This is a genomic window from Rathayibacter festucae DSM 15932, assembly GCF_004011135.1.
GTDB lineage: Bacteria > Actinomycetota > Actinomycetes > Actinomycetales > Microbacteriaceae > Rathayibacter > Rathayibacter festucae.
On sequence record NZ_CP028137.1, the window covers coordinates 3784760 to 3800597 of the forward strand.

Genomic DNA, 15838 nt, shown 5'->3' on the forward strand with positions numbered 1-15838 from the left:
GCGTGCCGGACCTGATTCCGCGTGCCGGAGGTGGCTGGGACGGAGGTCCGGCTCGCGGTTCCACCTCGGGCTCGCGGAATCGGCCGGTTCTCGCGTGCCGGAGCTGTTTCCGCGTGCCGGACGTGGCCGGCGCAGCCATCCATGCTGGTCGAGTAGCCCCGCAGGGGCGTATCGAGACCCACCGTCCCCAGAAGGGCGGACCTGCAGACTCGTCTCCTGACGCCAACCGGTCGCCATGGCCGGTGAGCGAGCGCCCCCGCAGGGGTGTCTCGAAGGGCACGCGCCCGCTCGGCTACTCTCGGGCCCGGGGGACCACCGCTCGAGAGGCACGCATGAGTCACGACACCGCACCGGCCGCACCCACGCTCGAGGCCGTCGCCGCGCTCGCCGGAGTGTCCCGGGCGACGGTCAGCCGGGTCGTCAACGACTCGCCGAAGGTGAAGGCCGAGGCGCAGGCCGCGGTCCGCCTCGCGATCGAGCAGCTCGGCTACGTGCCCAACCGCGCGGCGCGCTCGCTCGCCAGCCGGCGGACCCAGGTACTCGCCCTGCTGGTGCCCGAGTCGATCGGCAAGGTCTTCGGCGACCCGTTCCTCGCGGCCGTCGTGCAGGGGGCGGCCACCCGCCTCGCCACGACCGACTACATGCTCAACATCGTGATCGCCTCCGAGGCGACGCCCGACAAGACCCGCCGCTACCTCCTCGGCGGCAACGTCGACGGTGCGCTCGTGGTGTCGCACCACAGCGGCGATCACTCCTACGCCCGGATCGGCGCGAGCGTGCCCCTCGTCTTCGGCGGCCGCCCGCTCAGCCTCGACGATCACGACAGCCACTTCGTCGACGTCGACAACGTCGGAGCGGCGCGCCAGGTCACCGAGCACCTGCTGGGCCTCGGGAGGCGCGCCCCGGCGATGATCGCGAGCCGCCAGGACATGCCCGGCGCGATCGACCGGCTGGCGGGCTGGCGCGCGACCGTCGAGGCGGCGGGCCTGGACGCCTCGCTCGTCGAGATCGGCGACTACTCGCCGCGCGACGGCGCCGAGGCGATGCGGCGGCTGCTCGACTCCGGCCGCCCGATCGACGCGGTCTTCGCCTCCAACGACCAGATGGCCTCCGGCGCCCTGGCGGTGCTGCGCGAGCGCGGCCTGAGCGTGCCCGGCGACGTGGCGCTGGCCGGCTTCGACGGCCATTACTCCTCGGAGGCGGCCGAGCCGCCGATCACGACCGTCCGCCAGCCGGCCGCCGGCCTCGGCGACGCGATGGCCGAGGTCCTGGTCCGGCTGCTGGCCGGCGACGACGTCCCCCGGGCGACGCTGCTGCCGACGGAGCTGCTGATCCGCGGGTCGACGGTGCCGCGGAGCTGACTCCGCCGCACAACATCAGCTGAGAGCACCCGGCCTCCTCTGTGGGAGGAGGCCCACCCTTCTCAGCTGATGTTGTGCGGCCGACTCCGCGCCTCAGCCCGTGAACACCGTCGAGGAGCGGCGCTCGTACCAGTGCGCGAGGTGCTCGCCGGCGCGGAGGACGTGCTCGCGCATGATCGCGGCGGCGCGCTCGCGGTCGCCGGCGACGAAGGCCTCGACGATCTGCTCGTGCTCGCGGAAGTTCTCCTCGCGGTGGCGCGAGTTCTCGCGGAGCACCAGGCCCGAGACGTTCCGGGGGAAGGCGTCGTTGATCTCGATCAGCATCCTGCTGAGGCGGGTGTTGCCCGAGGCCTGGTAGATCAGCCCGTGGAACTGGTCGTTGGCGCTGCCGTCGCGCTCGGCCGCGGTGCCGGCGGCGACGGCGAGCGAGCGCTCGTACATGGCGGTGTTGACGGAGCGGAGCTCGGCGATCGTCGCATCGTCCAGGCGGTCGACCGCGCGGCGGGCGGCGAGCGACTCCAGCTCGGCGCGCACCTCGTAGGCCTCGCGCACCTCCCACGGCACCGGAACGCGGACGACGGCGCCGCGGTTGGGCACGACCTCGATCAGCCCGCCGGTCTGCAGCTGGCGCAGCGCCTCGCGGACCGGGGTGCGGCTGATGCCGAACTGCGTCGCGAGCTCGGCCTGGCGCAGCGGGGCGCCGATCGGGATCTCGCCGGACATGATCTTCGCCCGGATGCGGGCGGCCAGATCGTCCACGAGTGCGTTGTCGCCCTGGGTCGTCACGCGATGATCCCCTCCGATCAGCGGCCAGGTCGGCCGGGATCCAATCATGGCAGGCATTGGATCCCGACCGCCGCGGGGACGACTCCTGGCGCACTCGGCATTCTGCGCGGTACACAACTAAGGCTGGATGACCGATTCGGTTCTCAAAATCCGCGATTCGCGGATATTCAGCCTTAGTTGCGCACGCGGATCCGCTCGCAAGGCCCCGCGGGACGCCGGAGGCGCCTTCGGGGGAGCCTGTCGGCTTGACCATGGATACGACCGGCTCTACATTGGATCCAATGTTGCCAGCCGTGGCGACCGCTCGAGGTCAGGAGGCCGGCGTGGACGTGCTGCTGGTCGTGATGCTCGCGGGCGCCGCCGCCTCCCTCGCGCTCGGTCTCGCCGGCTGGCGGGGAGTGGGCCGCGGCTGGCTCGTCGCCGAGGCGGCCATGCTCGCCGCGATGCTCGACGTGCACCTGCCCGCCCTGCACCTCCTGCCCGCGCCGCTCTGGTCCGCGCTGCTCGCGGGCTGCGCGCTCGTCGCCGCCCTCGTCGACCGGGTGCGCCGCGGCCGCGGCGTCCGGCGGCACAGTGCCGACGCACTGCACGCCGTCGGGATGCTGCTCGCCGCCGTCCTCGTGCTCCTCGCCGACGCCGCGCCCACCGCGGGTGCCGGTCCGCTCGCGGGCGCCGGCCACGCGCACGGCGGCGGACTCGCCCTGCCCCTGGGCGCCGCCGTCGCCGTCTACGCGGCGTGCACGCTCCGCGTCGCCCTCGCCGGCCGCCCCGGCCGCCTCGACACCACCCGGAGGCTCGCCTCCCTCGCCGCGCTCGTCGCCATGGGCGCGATGGCCGCGGTCGGCTGAGCAGCCCGCCCCGCCCCCGAACGACACCCCACCCGCACCACACCGGAAGAAGGAGACGCCGCATGATCATCGACGCGTACAACACCACGCAGGACCGCCGAGGCCGCAGCGACTACCTCAGCGGGGTCCGCCCCGGCGAGCAGCCCCCGGCCTACACCCCGTTCGACCCGAAGCGCATCCTCGACCGGATGGACGCCGCCGGCGTCGACCGCGCGATGGTCTGCTCCCTCGCGCAGGGCATCGAGAACGACTTCCTGATCGACCTCGTGAAGGCGCACCCCGACCGCCTCTTCGGCTTCGGCCAGGTCATGCCGCAGTGGGAGAACGCGACCGACGAGATCCGCCGCTTCGCCGACGCCGGCCTGGTCGGACTCAAGCTGCACCCCAGCCTGCACGGCTACCACGTCGCCGACCACGGTCTGCTCGACCCGCTGTTCGCGGTCTGCGACGAGCTCGGGCTGCCCGTGCTGATCAACGCCCTCGATGACGCGTTCTGCGCACCGTTCGCCATCGAGGAGATCGCCAAGGGCTTCCCCGGCGTGCCGACGATCATCGCCCACATGGGCGCGGTCTGGAACGTGCCCGAGGCGATCATCGTCGCCGAGCGCAACCCGCACATCTACCTCGAGACCTCGGCGACGCTGATGTCCGACGTCAAGCGCGCCTACGCCCGGCTCGGCGCCGAGAAGATCCTGCTCGGCTCGGAGTGGCCGGGCAGCGACTTCGACCTCGAGCGGATGAAGATCGCCAAGGCGATCCCGGACGAGGCCGACCGCGCGCTGGTCGAGGGCGGCAACATGGCGCGGATCCTGGGCTGGTCGTGACCGAGGGGGCGGAGTCGGGGCCTTCGGTGCCGGAGAGCCCGGTGCTCGATCGCCCGGTGCTCGATCGTCCGGTGCTCGACGGGCCTCCCGCGGGGATGTCCGCGCCGGACCGCGAGCTGCTCGAGGTGGCCTCGGCGATCCTCGACGCCCGCTACCGGACCGGCGTCCACGAGGTCGCGGCCGCCCTCCGGCTCACGGACGGGCGGATCGTGACCGGCCTGCACGTCGAGGCGAGCGCCGGCCGGGCCTCCGTCTGCGCCGAGTCCGCCGCCCTGAGCGCCGCCGTCGTCGCCGGCTCCCCGGTCGTCGCGATCGTCGGAGTGCTGCAGCGCCCGGCCGGCTCCCGCCACCTCATCGAGCCGTGCGGCGTCTGCGCCGAGCTCCTCGGCGACCACGCCCCCGACGCGTCCGTCTGGGTCGCCGTCGCCGACACCTACTCCCCGGTCCCCGTCGCCACCCTGCTCCCGCACCGCCGCCGCCGGGCCGCCCGCCCGGTCTAGCCCGCGGCCGCCCCCCGACTCTCCAGAAGTTGCGGTAGTCGAGCGCGACTACCGCAACTTCTGAGGAATGACGTCCGGCCACGCTCCTCCACACGCGGGCCACTCTCCAGAAGTTGCGGTAATGGCGTCCGACTACCGCAACTTTCGAGGAGTGGCGACCTCGGCGCTCGCCCGGGCCGCCTGCCTCCGCGCCGACTCTCCAGAAGTTGCGGTAGTGGCGCGCGACTACCGCAACTTCTGAGGAATGGCGGCCGGTCAGGCTCCTCCACACGCGGGGGAGTGCGGCGTTCTCCACAGGCCCGCCGCGCTCCGCCTCCGCCGCTCGCCGAATCTCCAGAAGTTGCGGTAGTCGAGCGCGACTACCGCAACTTTTGAGGAATCAGGGGGCGCGGATGGGCCGGCCCGCGCCCGACTCTCCTCCACAAGCCGAGCAGCCCGAGGTTTTACCCCGGGGAAACACGGCCGACCCCCGCCCGAACGATCGCCTGGCCAGACTTGCCGGGCGGACGACGGGCCCCGGCCCTCGCACCGCCGGGGTCGTGGGGGCACCTCACCCGACCCGCGCACCACCCGGAAGGATCCACCCGCATGCTCGCCGTCTCCGGCACTCCCGTCCTCCTCGTCGTCGACATCCAGGGCGGGGCCGCCTCGGGCCTGCCGACCCCCGGCATCCCCGTGATGAGCGGCCGGGCGGAGCGCGCGCCCCGGGTGCGCGACCTGATCGCGCACTGCCGCAGTGCCGGCGTGCCGGTCGTCTTCGTGCAGGAGGTGCACAAGCGCGACCTGATCGACATCGGCCGCGAGCTCGACGGCGCCGAGGGCCCGCACTGCCTCGAGGGCGACCCGGGCACCGAGCTGGCGTCCTGGCTCGAGCCGCGACCGGAGGAGTTCGTGATCCGCAAGCGCCGCTACTCCGCCTTCTTCGGCACCGAGCTCGAGATCGTGCTGAAGGCCTATCGCGCCGGCACCCTGCTGCTGGTCGGCGGCCTCACCGACGTCTGCATCCACTACACGGCGGCGGACGCGCACCAGCACGACTACGCCGTCCGGGTGCTCACCGACTGCGTCGCCGGCTCGAGCGAGCGCGCGCACGCCGCCACGCTGGAGGCGATCGAGTACCTCCAGCGCGACGCCCTCGTCACCGCCGCCGACGTGCACGACTGGCTCGACCGCCGGGAGACGATCGATGCCTGAGCCGCGGAACGGCACCGCCCCCCGCCTCCTCGTCGCCCGCATCCGCACGATGGACCCCGAGAACCCGCTCGCCGAGGCGCTCCTGATCGACGGCGACCGGATCGCCGCGGTCGGCACCCTGCAGGAGGTCCGCGCCGCCGCCCCGGCCGGCACCCCCGAGGAGCACCTCGACGGCACCCTCCTCCCCGGCTTCATCGACGCGCACTCGCACGCCCAGCGCGCGGGCCTGAAGGCCTTGCAGCTGCTCGACGCGGGCGCCGGCGCCGACGCCTTCTCGGCCGCGATGCTCGCCGACGCGGACGCCGATCCGGACGCCCCGGACTGGCTCGGCGACACCCCGCCCACCCCCGCGGACCGCCGCGCGGCCCTCCTCCGCATCCAGCCGCTGCTGCACGAGCTGGGCTTCACCGGCGTCATCGACCCGGCCGTCACGCTCGACGAGATCGCCGCCTACCGCGCGGCCCACGAGCGCGGCGAGCTGTCGCTGCGGGTCGTCGCGATGCCCTACCCCGAGCTCGGCACGGAAGCGGTCCCGGGCGTCGACGAGGCGCTCGCCCTGCTCGACACCGTCGACGGCACCACCGGCGACGGCGACGAGCTGCTCCGCCTCGGCCCGATCAAGGTCTACTACGACGGCGAGGGGATGAAGGGCCAGGCGCTCCTCGAGCAGCCCTGGCCCGGCGGAAGCCACGGCGTGCAGCGGATCGCGACCGCCGAGTTCGCGCGGCTCGCCGCGGAGTGCGTCCAGCGCGGCTGGGGCCTGGGCGTGCACGCGGTCGGCAGCCGCGCGGTCGCCGAGGTGCTCGACGCCCTCGAGGGGGCGGGCCCGCCCGAGCGGATCGCCGCCCTGCGCTGCCAGCTGATCCACGCCTACCTCGAGCCCTCCGCCGAGAGCCGCGAGCGCGCGGCCCGGCTCGGCGTCGTCGCATCGCTGCAGCCCTCGATCGCCTGGAGCAACGCGGCGGGACTGACGGAGCGGCTCGGCGCGCGGGCCGACCCGGTCAACCCGATGCGCGACTGGCGCGACTCCGGCGTGGTGATCGCGCTCGGCTCCGACGCCCCCTACTTCCCGTTCGACCCGCGGCGGGTCGTCGCGACCGCGGTGAGCCGCCGGATGCGCCGCCTGCCCGACCCGCTCGGTCCGGAGCAGGCGCTCACGGTGCTCGAGGTCGTCGAGGGCTACACCCGGGGAGCGGCGCACGCGGCCTTCGCGGAGGACCGCCGCGGGATGCTCCGCGCCGGCTTCCTCGCCGACCTGGTGCTGCTCTCGGTCGACCCGGGGGAGTGCTCGGCGGAGGAGTTCGCCGGGGCGCAGGTGCTGCGCACGGTGGTCGGCGGGCGGACGGTGCACGGGCCCGCGGCGGAGGACGCCGACCAGATGTAATCCCGCCGAAACACAATGGGATCCGCATTGCCTTAGATTGGATCCAAGTTGAGCGGCCCCCCGAGCAACTCCGCCCCGCCCCCGATGCACCACCCGTACCCCTTGGAGGACAGCACCATGGTCAGGAAGAGCTTGCTCGCCGGCGTCGCACTGGCGGCCGTCGCGAGCCTCGCGCTCACCGCCTGCGGGACCACCAGCGCCCCGCAGAGCGCCACCGGCACCGCCGGCACCACCGACACCATCAACGCGGAGCTCTGGTACGCGCCGTCCACCTTCGACCCCGCGAAGGCCTCCGCCGACGCCGACGTGACCGTCGCGCGCCTCGGCTTCGACACCCTGCTCCGCCAGGGCGAGACCGAGGGCTACATCGGCGGCCTCGCCACCGAGTGGAACGCCGTCTCGGCGTCCGAGTACACGTTCACCCTCCGCGACGGCGCCACCTGCGCCGACGGCACCGCGATCACGCCGACCGTCGTCGCCGACTCCTTCACGTACCTCACCGGCCTCGACGACTCGGGCGCGCTGACCTGGAAGAACCAGGCCTTCGGCTCCGGCGACCCGACCTTCACCCCCGACGACGCGGCCGGCACGCTGACGATCTCGCTCAGTCAGCCCTACTCGCAGCTGCTCGGCGGCGTCACCCGCCCCGGCACCGGCATCATCTGCCCCGCCGGCCTCGCCGACACCGAGGGCCTCGCCGCGGGCACCGTCGACGGCGCCTGGTCCGGCCCGTACATGCTCTCGAACCTCTCGGCCGGTGTCAGCGCCGCCTACACGCTGCGCGACGACTACGACGCCTGGCCCGACTGGCAGGACGTCGAGGGCGAGCCCGCGAAGACGATCAACCTGACCGTGCAGTCCGACTCCAACACGAGCGCCAACCTGCTCGAGTCCGGCGGCGTGGACCTCGCCCGCTTCTACGACTCCAACGCGCTGCGCTTCGAGGACGACCCGGCCTACACGACCGTCACCTTCGCCAGCTCGGCCTACAACCTCGTCTTCAACGAGGCCCCCGGCTCCGGCTCGATCTTCGAGGGGAACGAGGAGCGCCGCGCCGCGGTCGCCCAGGCGATCGACACCCAGGGCTTCAACTCGGCCGGCCTCGACGGCCTCGGCGTGCCGCAGTACACCGTCAACGCGGCGAGCTACCGCTGCGCCCTGGACGACGAGTCGCTGGTGCAGAAGTACGACCCCGCCGCCGCGACGCCCGAGCTCACCGGTCAGTCGATCCGCCTGCTGATGATGTCGAACTGGGACCCGGCCGCCGACTACCTGGCCGAGTCGCTCCGCGCCGCGGGCGCCACCGTCACCGTCTCGGCGCTCGACCCGGCCGACTGGTCGAAGGCCATGCGCACCGAGCCCGCCACCTGGGACGTCGCGATCGCCGCGGAGAACGCCGGCCCCGGCCTCATCCACACCACGATCGCCCGCTACCTCGGACCGACCTACGCCGACGGCGGCACGAACGTCTCCTCCAGCGACAACCCCGAGGGCGTCGCCTACTACGAGGCCGCGATGGCCGCCTCGGACACCGAGACGCAGTGCGAGAACCTGCTCGCCGCCCAGAAGACGATCCTCGAGCGCGTCGACATGACGCCGCTGATCACCGACACGCACCGCTACGTGGCCCGCTCCGGCTTCGCGACCTCGGTGTTCTCGGGCTACTGGGACATCTCGGCCATGCGGATCCTGTCCTGATCCGCTGATCAGCACCGCTGAGCAGCCCACCCGAGCGGGACGACACGAGGAGACGACGCGATGAGCACCACGACCGCCACCACCCTTGCGTCGTCCGGCGCGGCAGGCCCAGGCCCCGGCCCGGGCGCCGTCCGCGCCGGCACCCTCGGCGGGGCCTGGCGGAGGTTCCTCCTCCGCCGGGCCCTCGGCCTGCTCGTCAACCTCGCGCTGCTCGTGCTGGTCACCTTCCTGATCGTGCAGCTCATCCCCGGCGACCCGGCGATCGCCATCGCGGGGGAGGCGGCCTCGCTCGACCAGGTCGAGCTGGTCCGCACCCAGCTCGGCCTCGACCAGCCGCTGCCCGCGCAGCTCTGGACCTACCTCCTCGGCGTGCTGCAGGGCGACTTCGGCGCCTCCTACCGCTACTCCATCCCGGCGATGGACCTCGTGATGACGGCCGTCCCGTACACGCTGACCATCACGATCTCCGCGGTGCTGCTCCTGCTCGTCCTCGGCATCGCGCTGGGCATGGCGGTCGGAGTCGCGACCCGCGGCGACCGCCGCCGCTGGCTCGACGCGGTGTTCAGCACCGTCACCGGGCTGATCTCCTCGGTCCCCACCTACGTGCTGGCGACCGGCTTCGTCGTCGTCTTCGCGGTGCTGCTGAAGGTGCTGCCGCCCGCGTACTCGCCGGCCTACGACTTCGGCACCGCCGCGATCCTGCCGATCGCCTCGCTCACCGTCGGCGGCACCTGCTCCGTCGCGAGGATCGTCCGCCGCGAGACCGCGGTGATCCTCGAACAGGACTACATGCGCACCGCCCGCGGCTGGCGGCTGCCCGCGCTCACCCTCTACGCCAAGCACATGCTGCCCAACCTGCTCACCACGGCGCTGACGCTCTCGGGCATCATCCTCACCGCCCTGCTCGGCTCCGCGCTGATCACGGAGGCGGTCTTCGCCTGGCCGGGTCTCGGCGGCGTGATCGTGCAGGCGATCGCGATCGACAAGGACTACCCGGTGATCCGGGCGGCCGTCTTCGTGATCGGGCTCATCTCCCTCGTGATCACCCTCGTGATCGACGTCATCCTGGGTCTGATCGACCCGCGCACCCTCGGAGAGCAGCGTGGCTGAGTCCCTCCCCGCCGTCCGCGGCCTGAAGCCCGCCGGCGCGCGCACCTTCGCCTGGAACCCCGGGCTCGTGATCGGGCTCGGCCTCCTCGGCGTGATCGCCCTCACCGCGCTGATCGCCCCGATCGCGCTCGAGGGCCAGGCCACCGGCCTCGGCGGCAGCCCCAGCCTCGGCTCGACCGCCGAGCACCCGCTCGGCACCGACACCCTCGGCCGCGACATGCTCGCCCGCACCCTCGTCGCCACCCGCTCGACCGTGCTGATGGCGCTCGCCGCGACCGTGCTCTCGGCGATCGTCGGCATCGCGGTCGGCATCGGCGTCTGGCTCGCGCCGCGCCGGGTCCGCGAGCTGGGGCTGCGCGCGATCGAGCTGGCCGTCAGCTACCCGACGATGCTCGTCGCGATCATCGTCGCCGCCATCCTCGGCCAGGGCGTCGTCCAGGTGGTGGTCGCCATCGCGGTCGCCAACATCGCCGGCTTCGCGCGGCTGACCGCCAACCTCGCCTCCAAGATCGCGGCGAGCGAGTACGTCACGACCGCCCGGCTGACCGGAGTGCCGACGCACCTCGTCGCGCTGCGGCACGTGCTGCCGAACATGGCCGAGCCGACGCTGATCCTCGTCGCCGGCGCCTTCTCCGGCGCGCTCGTCGAGATCTCGGGCCTCTCCTTCATCGGCCTCGGTGCGCAGACGCCCGCCTTCGACTGGGGCACGCTCCTCAACGACGGACTGAGCCGCATCTCGGTGAACCCGGTCGTCATCCTCGGCCCGGCGCTCGCGCTCACGGTCGCCTCCTTCGCGGCGCTGCTGGTCGGCGACGGGCTGGCAGCGGCGGCGAACCCGCGCTCGAACACGACGCGGGCCCGGATGACGAGGGCCACCGACTCCTCGACCGCCGCGCCCGCCCCGGCCGACGCCGTGCTCGTCGCCGACGGCATCACCGTCCGCCACGGCGCGACCGGCCGCGAGCTCGTCTCCGACCTCTCCTTCACCGTCCGGCGCGGCGAGGTGCTCGGTATCGTCGGCGAGTCCGGCTCGGGCAAGTCGCTGACCGCCTCGGTCGTCGCGAAGCTGCTGGGCGAGGGTCTCGAGGCCTCCGCGCGCCGGCTCGAGCTCGGCGGCACCGACCTGCTCGACCCCGTCCCGGACCGGGTGCTCGCCGCGAAGATCGGGCTGATCTACCAGGACCCGGGCACCGCGCTGAACCCCGCCATGGTCCTCGGCACCCAGCTGTCCGACGTGCTGCGGATCCGCCTGCGCCACTCCCGCCGCGACGCGCTCGACCTGCTCCTGCGCGGCTTCCGCTCGGTGATGCTCTCCGACCCGGAGGGGCGGCTGCGGCAGTACCCGCACCAGCTCTCCGGCGGCATGAAGCAGCGCGCGATGATCGCCTCGGCGATGAGCGCGAAGCCCGACCTGCTGATCGCCGACGAGCCGACCACCGCGCTCGACGTGACGGTGCAGCGCGAGGTGCTCTCGGTGCTCAAGCGCATGAACGAGGACTCCGGCGCCGCCGTGCTCTTCATCTCGCACGACCTCGGCGTCGTCCGGGCGCTCTGCGACCGCGTCCTCGTGATGAAGGACGGCCGCATCGTCGAGCGGATCGAGGACATCGCCCACCTCTCGGAGGAGACCGTGACGCATCCGTACACGCGGCAGTTGCTCGCCGCAACGCCGGTCGTGACCGTGCCGACGCCGCCGGAGGTGCGCTCGTGAGCGCCGCCGCCGCTTCGGCCCCCGGAGCCGCCGCGTCGTCCGCGATGGTCGACGTCCGCGGTCTCGACGTGGTCTTCGGGCACGCGAAGGTCCTGCACGGCGTCGACCTGCGGGTCGAGCGCGGCCGCACCGTCGGCGTGGTCGGCGAGTCCGGCTCCGGCAAGTCGACCCTCGCCAAGGTGCTGGTCGGCTCGGTCCGCGCGGCGGCCGGCACGGCGAGCGTCGACGGCGTCGACATCGTCGCCGCCAACCGCTCGGCGATGCACGCCTACCGCCGGCGCACGCAGATGATCCCGCAGGACCCGTACTCCTCGCTCTCGCCGCGGCGCACCATCGCGCAGACCCTCGCCGAGGCGATCGACCCGGTCCGCGCCCGCGTCGGCCGGAACGAGGAGCTGATCGTCGCCTGGCTGGAGCGCGTCGGCCTCAGCGCCGACATGCGGCACCGGTTCCCGCACGAGTTCTCCGGCGGGCAGCGCCAGCGCGTCGCGATCGCCCGCGGGCTGATCATCGACCCGACCTTCGTGATCGCCGACGAGATCACCTCCGCCCTCGACGTCTCGGTGCAGGGCCAGATCCTCGATCTGCTCGCCGGGATCAAGGAGTCGCTCGGCCTGACGATGATGTTCATCTCGCACAATCTCGCCGTCGTCCAGCGCGTCAGCGACGAGGTCGTGGTGCTCTACCGCGGCGAGGTCGTCGAGGCCGGCCCGGTCGAGCGGATCTACGCCGACCCCCAGCACTGGTACACCCGCCGCCTGCTCGACGCCGACCCGGGCTCGCCCGGCTTCAGCCTCTCCGGAGCGGCGTCGGTCCCCGCGAAGGAGAGCGCATGACCGCCCGGCTGCCCCTCACCCCCATGGCCGAGGGCGTGCTCCGGCTCGTCGGCGCGACGCTCGTCGACGGCACCGGTGCGGCTCCGCTCGAGGACTCCGAGGTCGAGATCCGCGACGGCGTGATCGCCTACGCGGGGCCGCGCCGCGCGGTTCCGGTGCTCGAGGGTCGCGCGGTCGACGTGTCCGGCGCGTTCCTGCTGCCGGGCTTCGTCGACGTCCACGTGCACCTCGCGATGGTGCCCGTCGCCCCGGAGGCGGCGCGCGAGCGCTTCCCGGAGGAGGACGTCCTCGAGATCGCCGGGCTCCTGCGCCGCACGCTCGACGCCGGCGTCACCACCGCCCGCGACCTCGACGGGCTCTCGCCGGGCTACCGCGAGGCCGTCGCGCGCGGAGCGGTCGACGGCCCGCGCCTGCACCTCGCGATCGCCATGCTCTCGCCGACCGGCGGCCACGCCGATCCGCACCACCGCAACGGCAGCCTGCCGGCCTGGGCCGTGCGCCCGGGCATGCCCGCGCCCGGACTCGTCGACACGGACGAGGACGTGGTCCGGATGGTCCGCACCCTCGTCCGCACCGGCGCCGACGTGATCAAGGTCGCCACCTCGGGCGGGCTCGGCTCACCGAACGACGACGCCCGCGACGTCGGGATCACGCAGAAGCAGGTCGCCCTGATCGCGGAGCTGCTCGCCGAGCGCGGCGGCCGGCCGATCACCGCGCACGCCCTCTCCGACGACGCCGCGCGCGCCGCCGTGCTGGGCGGCGCGACGAGCATCGAGCACGGCTACGACCTCTCCGACGAGACCCTCGCGCTGATGCGCGAGCGCGGGACGACGCTCGTGCCGACCCTGAGCATCCTGGTGCGCGCGTTCGACCCGGCGACGACGACCGCAGAGCGGCTCCGGCAGCGCGAGCTGCTGCGCGAGCGCGGTCTCGACTCGGTGCGCCGGGCCGTCGCGGCGGGGATCCCGCTCGCGCTCGGCACCGACGCCGGCGTGCACCCGCACGGCCGGAACCTCGCCGAGCTGGCGCAGCTGGTCGCCGTCGGGCTCACCCCGCTCGAGGCATTGAGCGCCGGCACCCTCGGCGGCGCCCGCCTGCTGGGCCTCGACGCGCAGCTCGGCTCGGTCGAGCCGGGCAAGCTCGCCGACCTGGTGCTGACCGAGGTCGATCCGCTGGCCGACATCGCGACGCTGGGCGATCCAGCGGCGGTGCGCGCGGTCCTGCAGTCGGGCCGCGTGGTGAAGGACCTCGACGGGCGGCTGGGCTAGACGCTCGAGGTCAGCGGCGGATCAGAACTCTTCGTAGTTGTACGGCTCCGGGTCCGGCTCGATCACCGGGCGCGCGATCGTGCGGCGGTTGTCCTTGATGCGCGAGCGGATGTCCTCGACGGCCTTGGCGACGGCCTCCTCGGTCGCGGCCTCGTCGTCGACGGACTGCTCCACCGGCACGACGACGAGCTCGCTGCTCGCGTCGAGGGTCATCTTCGCCTCGATGAGCACGCCCTCGTCGGTGAAGGCGGGGACGCTGACGGCCTCCGAGTGCTCCTGCCGGTCGATCGCGGTCACGAGGTCGAGGAGGGCCTCGGTGACGGCGTCGGTGGTGACGATGCTCTTGGAGGCGTAGGTCAGCTGCTGCATGTCTCCAGTCTCGCCGGGGCGGATCCGGATCTCTCGGGGTTGCGGCGGGTGCGGGCGGGCGTCTAGCGGGCGGCCGGATCTCTGTGCTCCGTTCACCTCGGAGGCCTTGCGGCGGGGGTGGCGCCCGCCGCAGTCTGGAGGCATGCGAGACGTGCTGAGGAGATCCAGCGGCGGCGAGATCGCCGGCGCCGTCCTGATCGTGCTGGCCTCGATCGCGCTCCTCATCGGCGCGTTCGCCGCAGGTGCGGGGAGCATCTACGGGATGCTCGGCGTGATCGTCGCGTTCACCGCCGGCATCACCGGCCTCGGCGTGCACATCGCCGGCCGCGAGGCCCGCCTCCGCCGCGACGGGCACTGAGCGCTCCCGCCAGCGGGGTCTCGATACGCGCTGCGCGCTACTCGACCAGCATGCAGGGTGCGCTCGGGCCAGATCATGCTGATCGAGCAGTCCTCGCAGAGGGCGTTCGTCTCATGCTGATCGAGTAGCCCGCGCAGCGGGCGTATCGAGATCCACCATCGTCAGAACGCGAGTCTGCAGACCCGCCCTGTTGGAGACGGTGGGTCTCGATACGCCCCTGCGGGGCTACTCGACCAGCATGAGAAGGGGCGCGGCGCGTCCTCTCCCTCACCAGCGGCGCCCCTTTCGTGCTGGACTCGGGGCGGGCCTCGCGCGTCGCCGCCGAGGCGGGCTGAGCCGACGTCGACCTCGGGACTCGAACGCGTGCCAGGATCGATGTCGGCCGTGCCGACGTCCACGGCGGCGTCGAGGACCCCGCGCGGGCGCCTCCGCGCCCGGCGCCGCCCCGACGCCCCCCCGACATTCCCGCCCAGGATCCCCTCCTCGGCCCGACAACGACGTTCCGGACCGGCAGAGACGACGCCGTCCGCAGAGAAGGAGCTCCCATGACGAAGCGATCCCCCGCCGGCCCGCGCTTCCCCGCCCGCCCGCGCCTCCTCGCCGGCCTGGGCCTCGCCGCCTCGGCCGCTCTGCTGCTGAGCGCGTGCACGGGCACCGGCCAGGAGCCCGCCGCGACCTCGGGCGGCGGCGCGTCCGGCGCCGGCGGTGACTACACCTACGCGGTCGTCACCCACTCCGGCCCCGGCGACGCCTTCTGGGACCGCGTGAAGTCGGGCGCCGAGGCGGCCGGCGCCGACTACGGCGCGACGATCACCTACACGGCCGACTCCGATCCGGCGCGGCAGTCGCAGCTGATCGACAACGCGGTCGCCCAGCAGGTCGACGGCATCGTCGTCTCGATGGCCAACCCCGACGGTGTGAAGGACAGCGTCGAGAAGGCGGTCGCCGCCGGCATCCCCGTCGTCACCATCAACTCCGGCATCGAGCGCTCCGCCGAGTTCGGCGCCCTCACCCACATCGGCCAGAGCGAGACGGTCGCCGGCGAGGCGGTCGGCACGAAGCTCGCCGAGGCGGGCGCCACGAAGGCGCTCTGCGTGATCCAGGAGGCCGGCAACGTCGGTCTCGAGGAGCGCTGCAAGGCCGCGGCGTCGACCTTCGGCGGCGGCATGAGCAACCTGCAGGTGGACGGCACCAACGACGCGGACGTCAAGGCGACCATCAAGTCCAAGCTCCAGGCCGACCCGTCCATCGACGGCGTGCTCACCCTCGGCGGCCAGTACGCGATCGACGCCGTCGGCGCCGTGTCGGAGTCGGGCAGCTCGGCCCAGGTCGGCACCTTCGACCTCTCCGAGGACGTCGTCACCGCGATCGAGGACGGCTCGATCGTCTTCGCCGTCGACCAGCAGCCCTACGTGCAGGGCTTCCTCGGCATCACGGCGCTGTCGCTGTACTCCACGAACGGCAACGTCATCGGCGGCGGCCAGCCCGTCTACTCCGGACCCGCCTTCGTCACGAAGGAGAACGCGGCCGAGGTCGCCGAGTTCGCCGCGAACGGCACGCGCTAGCGTGCAGCCCGCCCCCGACAGGAGCC

15 protein-coding genes are annotated in these 15838 nt (G+C 73.3%); 13 read left to right on the forward strand and 2 right to left on the reverse strand.

All coding sequences use genetic code 11. The features are described from left to right. The first annotated feature begins 332 nt into the window (after positions 1-332). Positions 333-1361 (forward strand): LacI family DNA-binding transcriptional regulator, encoded by a 1029-nt coding sequence (locus C1I64_RS17240; RefSeq protein WP_127888064.1) that lies wholly within the window; start codon positions 333-335, stop codon positions 1359-1361. Between the two features lie 93 nt (positions 1362-1454). On the opposite strand, the gene C1I64_RS17245 is transcribed toward C1I64_RS17240, so the two are convergent. Further along, complete coding sequence (locus C1I64_RS17245) at positions 1455-2147, reverse strand: GntR family transcriptional regulator (protein WP_207901612.1); 693 nt, start codon at positions 2145-2147, stop codon at positions 1455-1457. 293 nt (positions 2148-2440) lie between these two features. On the opposite strand from C1I64_RS17245, the gene C1I64_RS20225 reads away from it, so the two are divergent. The 10 genes from C1I64_RS20225 (at position 2441) to C1I64_RS17300 (ending at position 13520) form a co-directional block, all read left to right on the forward strand. Beyond that, positions 2441-2995 (forward strand): hypothetical protein, encoded by a 555-nt coding sequence (locus tag C1I64_RS20225; protein WP_164874579.1) that lies wholly within the window; start codon positions 2441-2443, stop codon positions 2993-2995. Positions 2996-3057: 62 nt separating this feature from the next. After that, positions 3058-3819: an amidohydrolase family protein gene (locus tag C1I64_RS17255; protein ID WP_123731620.1), complete on the forward strand. Its 762-nt coding sequence runs from the start codon at positions 3058-3060 to the stop codon at positions 3817-3819. A gap of 41 nt (positions 3820-3860) precedes the next feature. Further along, on the forward strand, positions 3861-4319 hold the full coding sequence (locus tag C1I64_RS17260; protein WP_164874580.1) for a cytidine/deoxycytidylate deaminase family protein: 459 nt from the start codon (positions 3861-3863) through the stop codon (positions 4317-4319). A 588-nt stretch (positions 4320-4907) separates the two neighbouring features. Then, positions 4908-5513 (forward strand): cysteine hydrolase family protein, encoded by a 606-nt coding sequence (locus C1I64_RS17270; RefSeq protein ID WP_123731621.1) that lies wholly within the window; start codon positions 4908-4910, stop codon positions 5511-5513. Next, complete coding sequence (locus C1I64_RS17275) at positions 5506-6897, forward strand: amidohydrolase (RefSeq protein ID WP_127888067.1); 1392 nt, start codon at positions 5506-5508, stop codon at positions 6895-6897. Before C1I64_RS17270 ends, C1I64_RS17275 begins: the two co-directional genes overlap by 8 nt. A gap of 117 nt (positions 6898-7014) precedes the next feature. Next, positions 7015-8595 (forward strand): ABC transporter substrate-binding protein, encoded by a 1581-nt coding sequence (locus C1I64_RS17280; protein WP_164874581.1) that lies wholly within the window; start codon positions 7015-7017, stop codon positions 8593-8595. Positions 8596-8655: 60 nt separating this feature from the next. Further along, a complete protein-coding gene (locus C1I64_RS17285) occupies positions 8656-9705 on the forward strand; it encodes an ABC transporter permease (protein WP_127888069.1) in 1050 nt (349 codons plus the stop codon). After that, positions 9698-11416, forward strand: coding sequence for a dipeptide/oligopeptide/nickel ABC transporter permease/ATP-binding protein (locus tag C1I64_RS17290; protein ID WP_244209516.1), 1719 nt, complete (start codon positions 9698-9700; stop codon positions 11414-11416). Before C1I64_RS17285 ends, C1I64_RS17290 begins: the two co-directional genes overlap by 8 nt. Beyond that, a complete protein-coding gene (locus C1I64_RS17295; protein ID WP_244209517.1) occupies positions 11413-12252 on the forward strand; it encodes an ABC transporter ATP-binding protein in 840 nt (279 codons plus the stop codon). Before C1I64_RS17290 ends, C1I64_RS17295 begins: the two co-directional genes overlap by 4 nt. Then, complete coding sequence (locus tag C1I64_RS17300) at positions 12249-13520, forward strand: amidohydrolase family protein (protein ID WP_127888070.1); 1272 nt, start codon at positions 12249-12251, stop codon at positions 13518-13520. Before C1I64_RS17295 ends, C1I64_RS17300 begins: the two co-directional genes overlap by 4 nt. A 21-nt stretch (positions 13521-13541) precedes the next feature. Here C1I64_RS17300 and C1I64_RS17305 read toward each other — a convergent pair whose 3' ends face one another. After that, on the reverse strand, positions 13542-13889 hold the full coding sequence (locus C1I64_RS17305) for a hypothetical protein (protein ID WP_123447447.1): 348 nt from the start codon (positions 13887-13889) through the stop codon (positions 13542-13544). Between the two features lie 142 nt (positions 13890-14031). Between C1I64_RS17305 and C1I64_RS17310 the strand changes: the two genes are divergently transcribed. Beyond that, positions 14032-14247 carry a hypothetical protein gene (locus C1I64_RS17310; protein ID WP_123447448.1) on the forward strand — a complete coding sequence of 72 codons (216 nt, stop codon included), beginning with the start codon at positions 14032-14034 and terminating at the stop codon, positions 14245-14247. Between the two features lie 545 nt (positions 14248-14792). Further along, positions 14793-15812 (forward strand): sugar ABC transporter substrate-binding protein, encoded by a 1020-nt coding sequence (locus C1I64_RS17315; RefSeq protein WP_127888071.1) that lies wholly within the window; start codon positions 14793-14795, stop codon positions 15810-15812. The last annotated feature ends 26 nt before the right edge of the window (positions 15813-15838 follow it).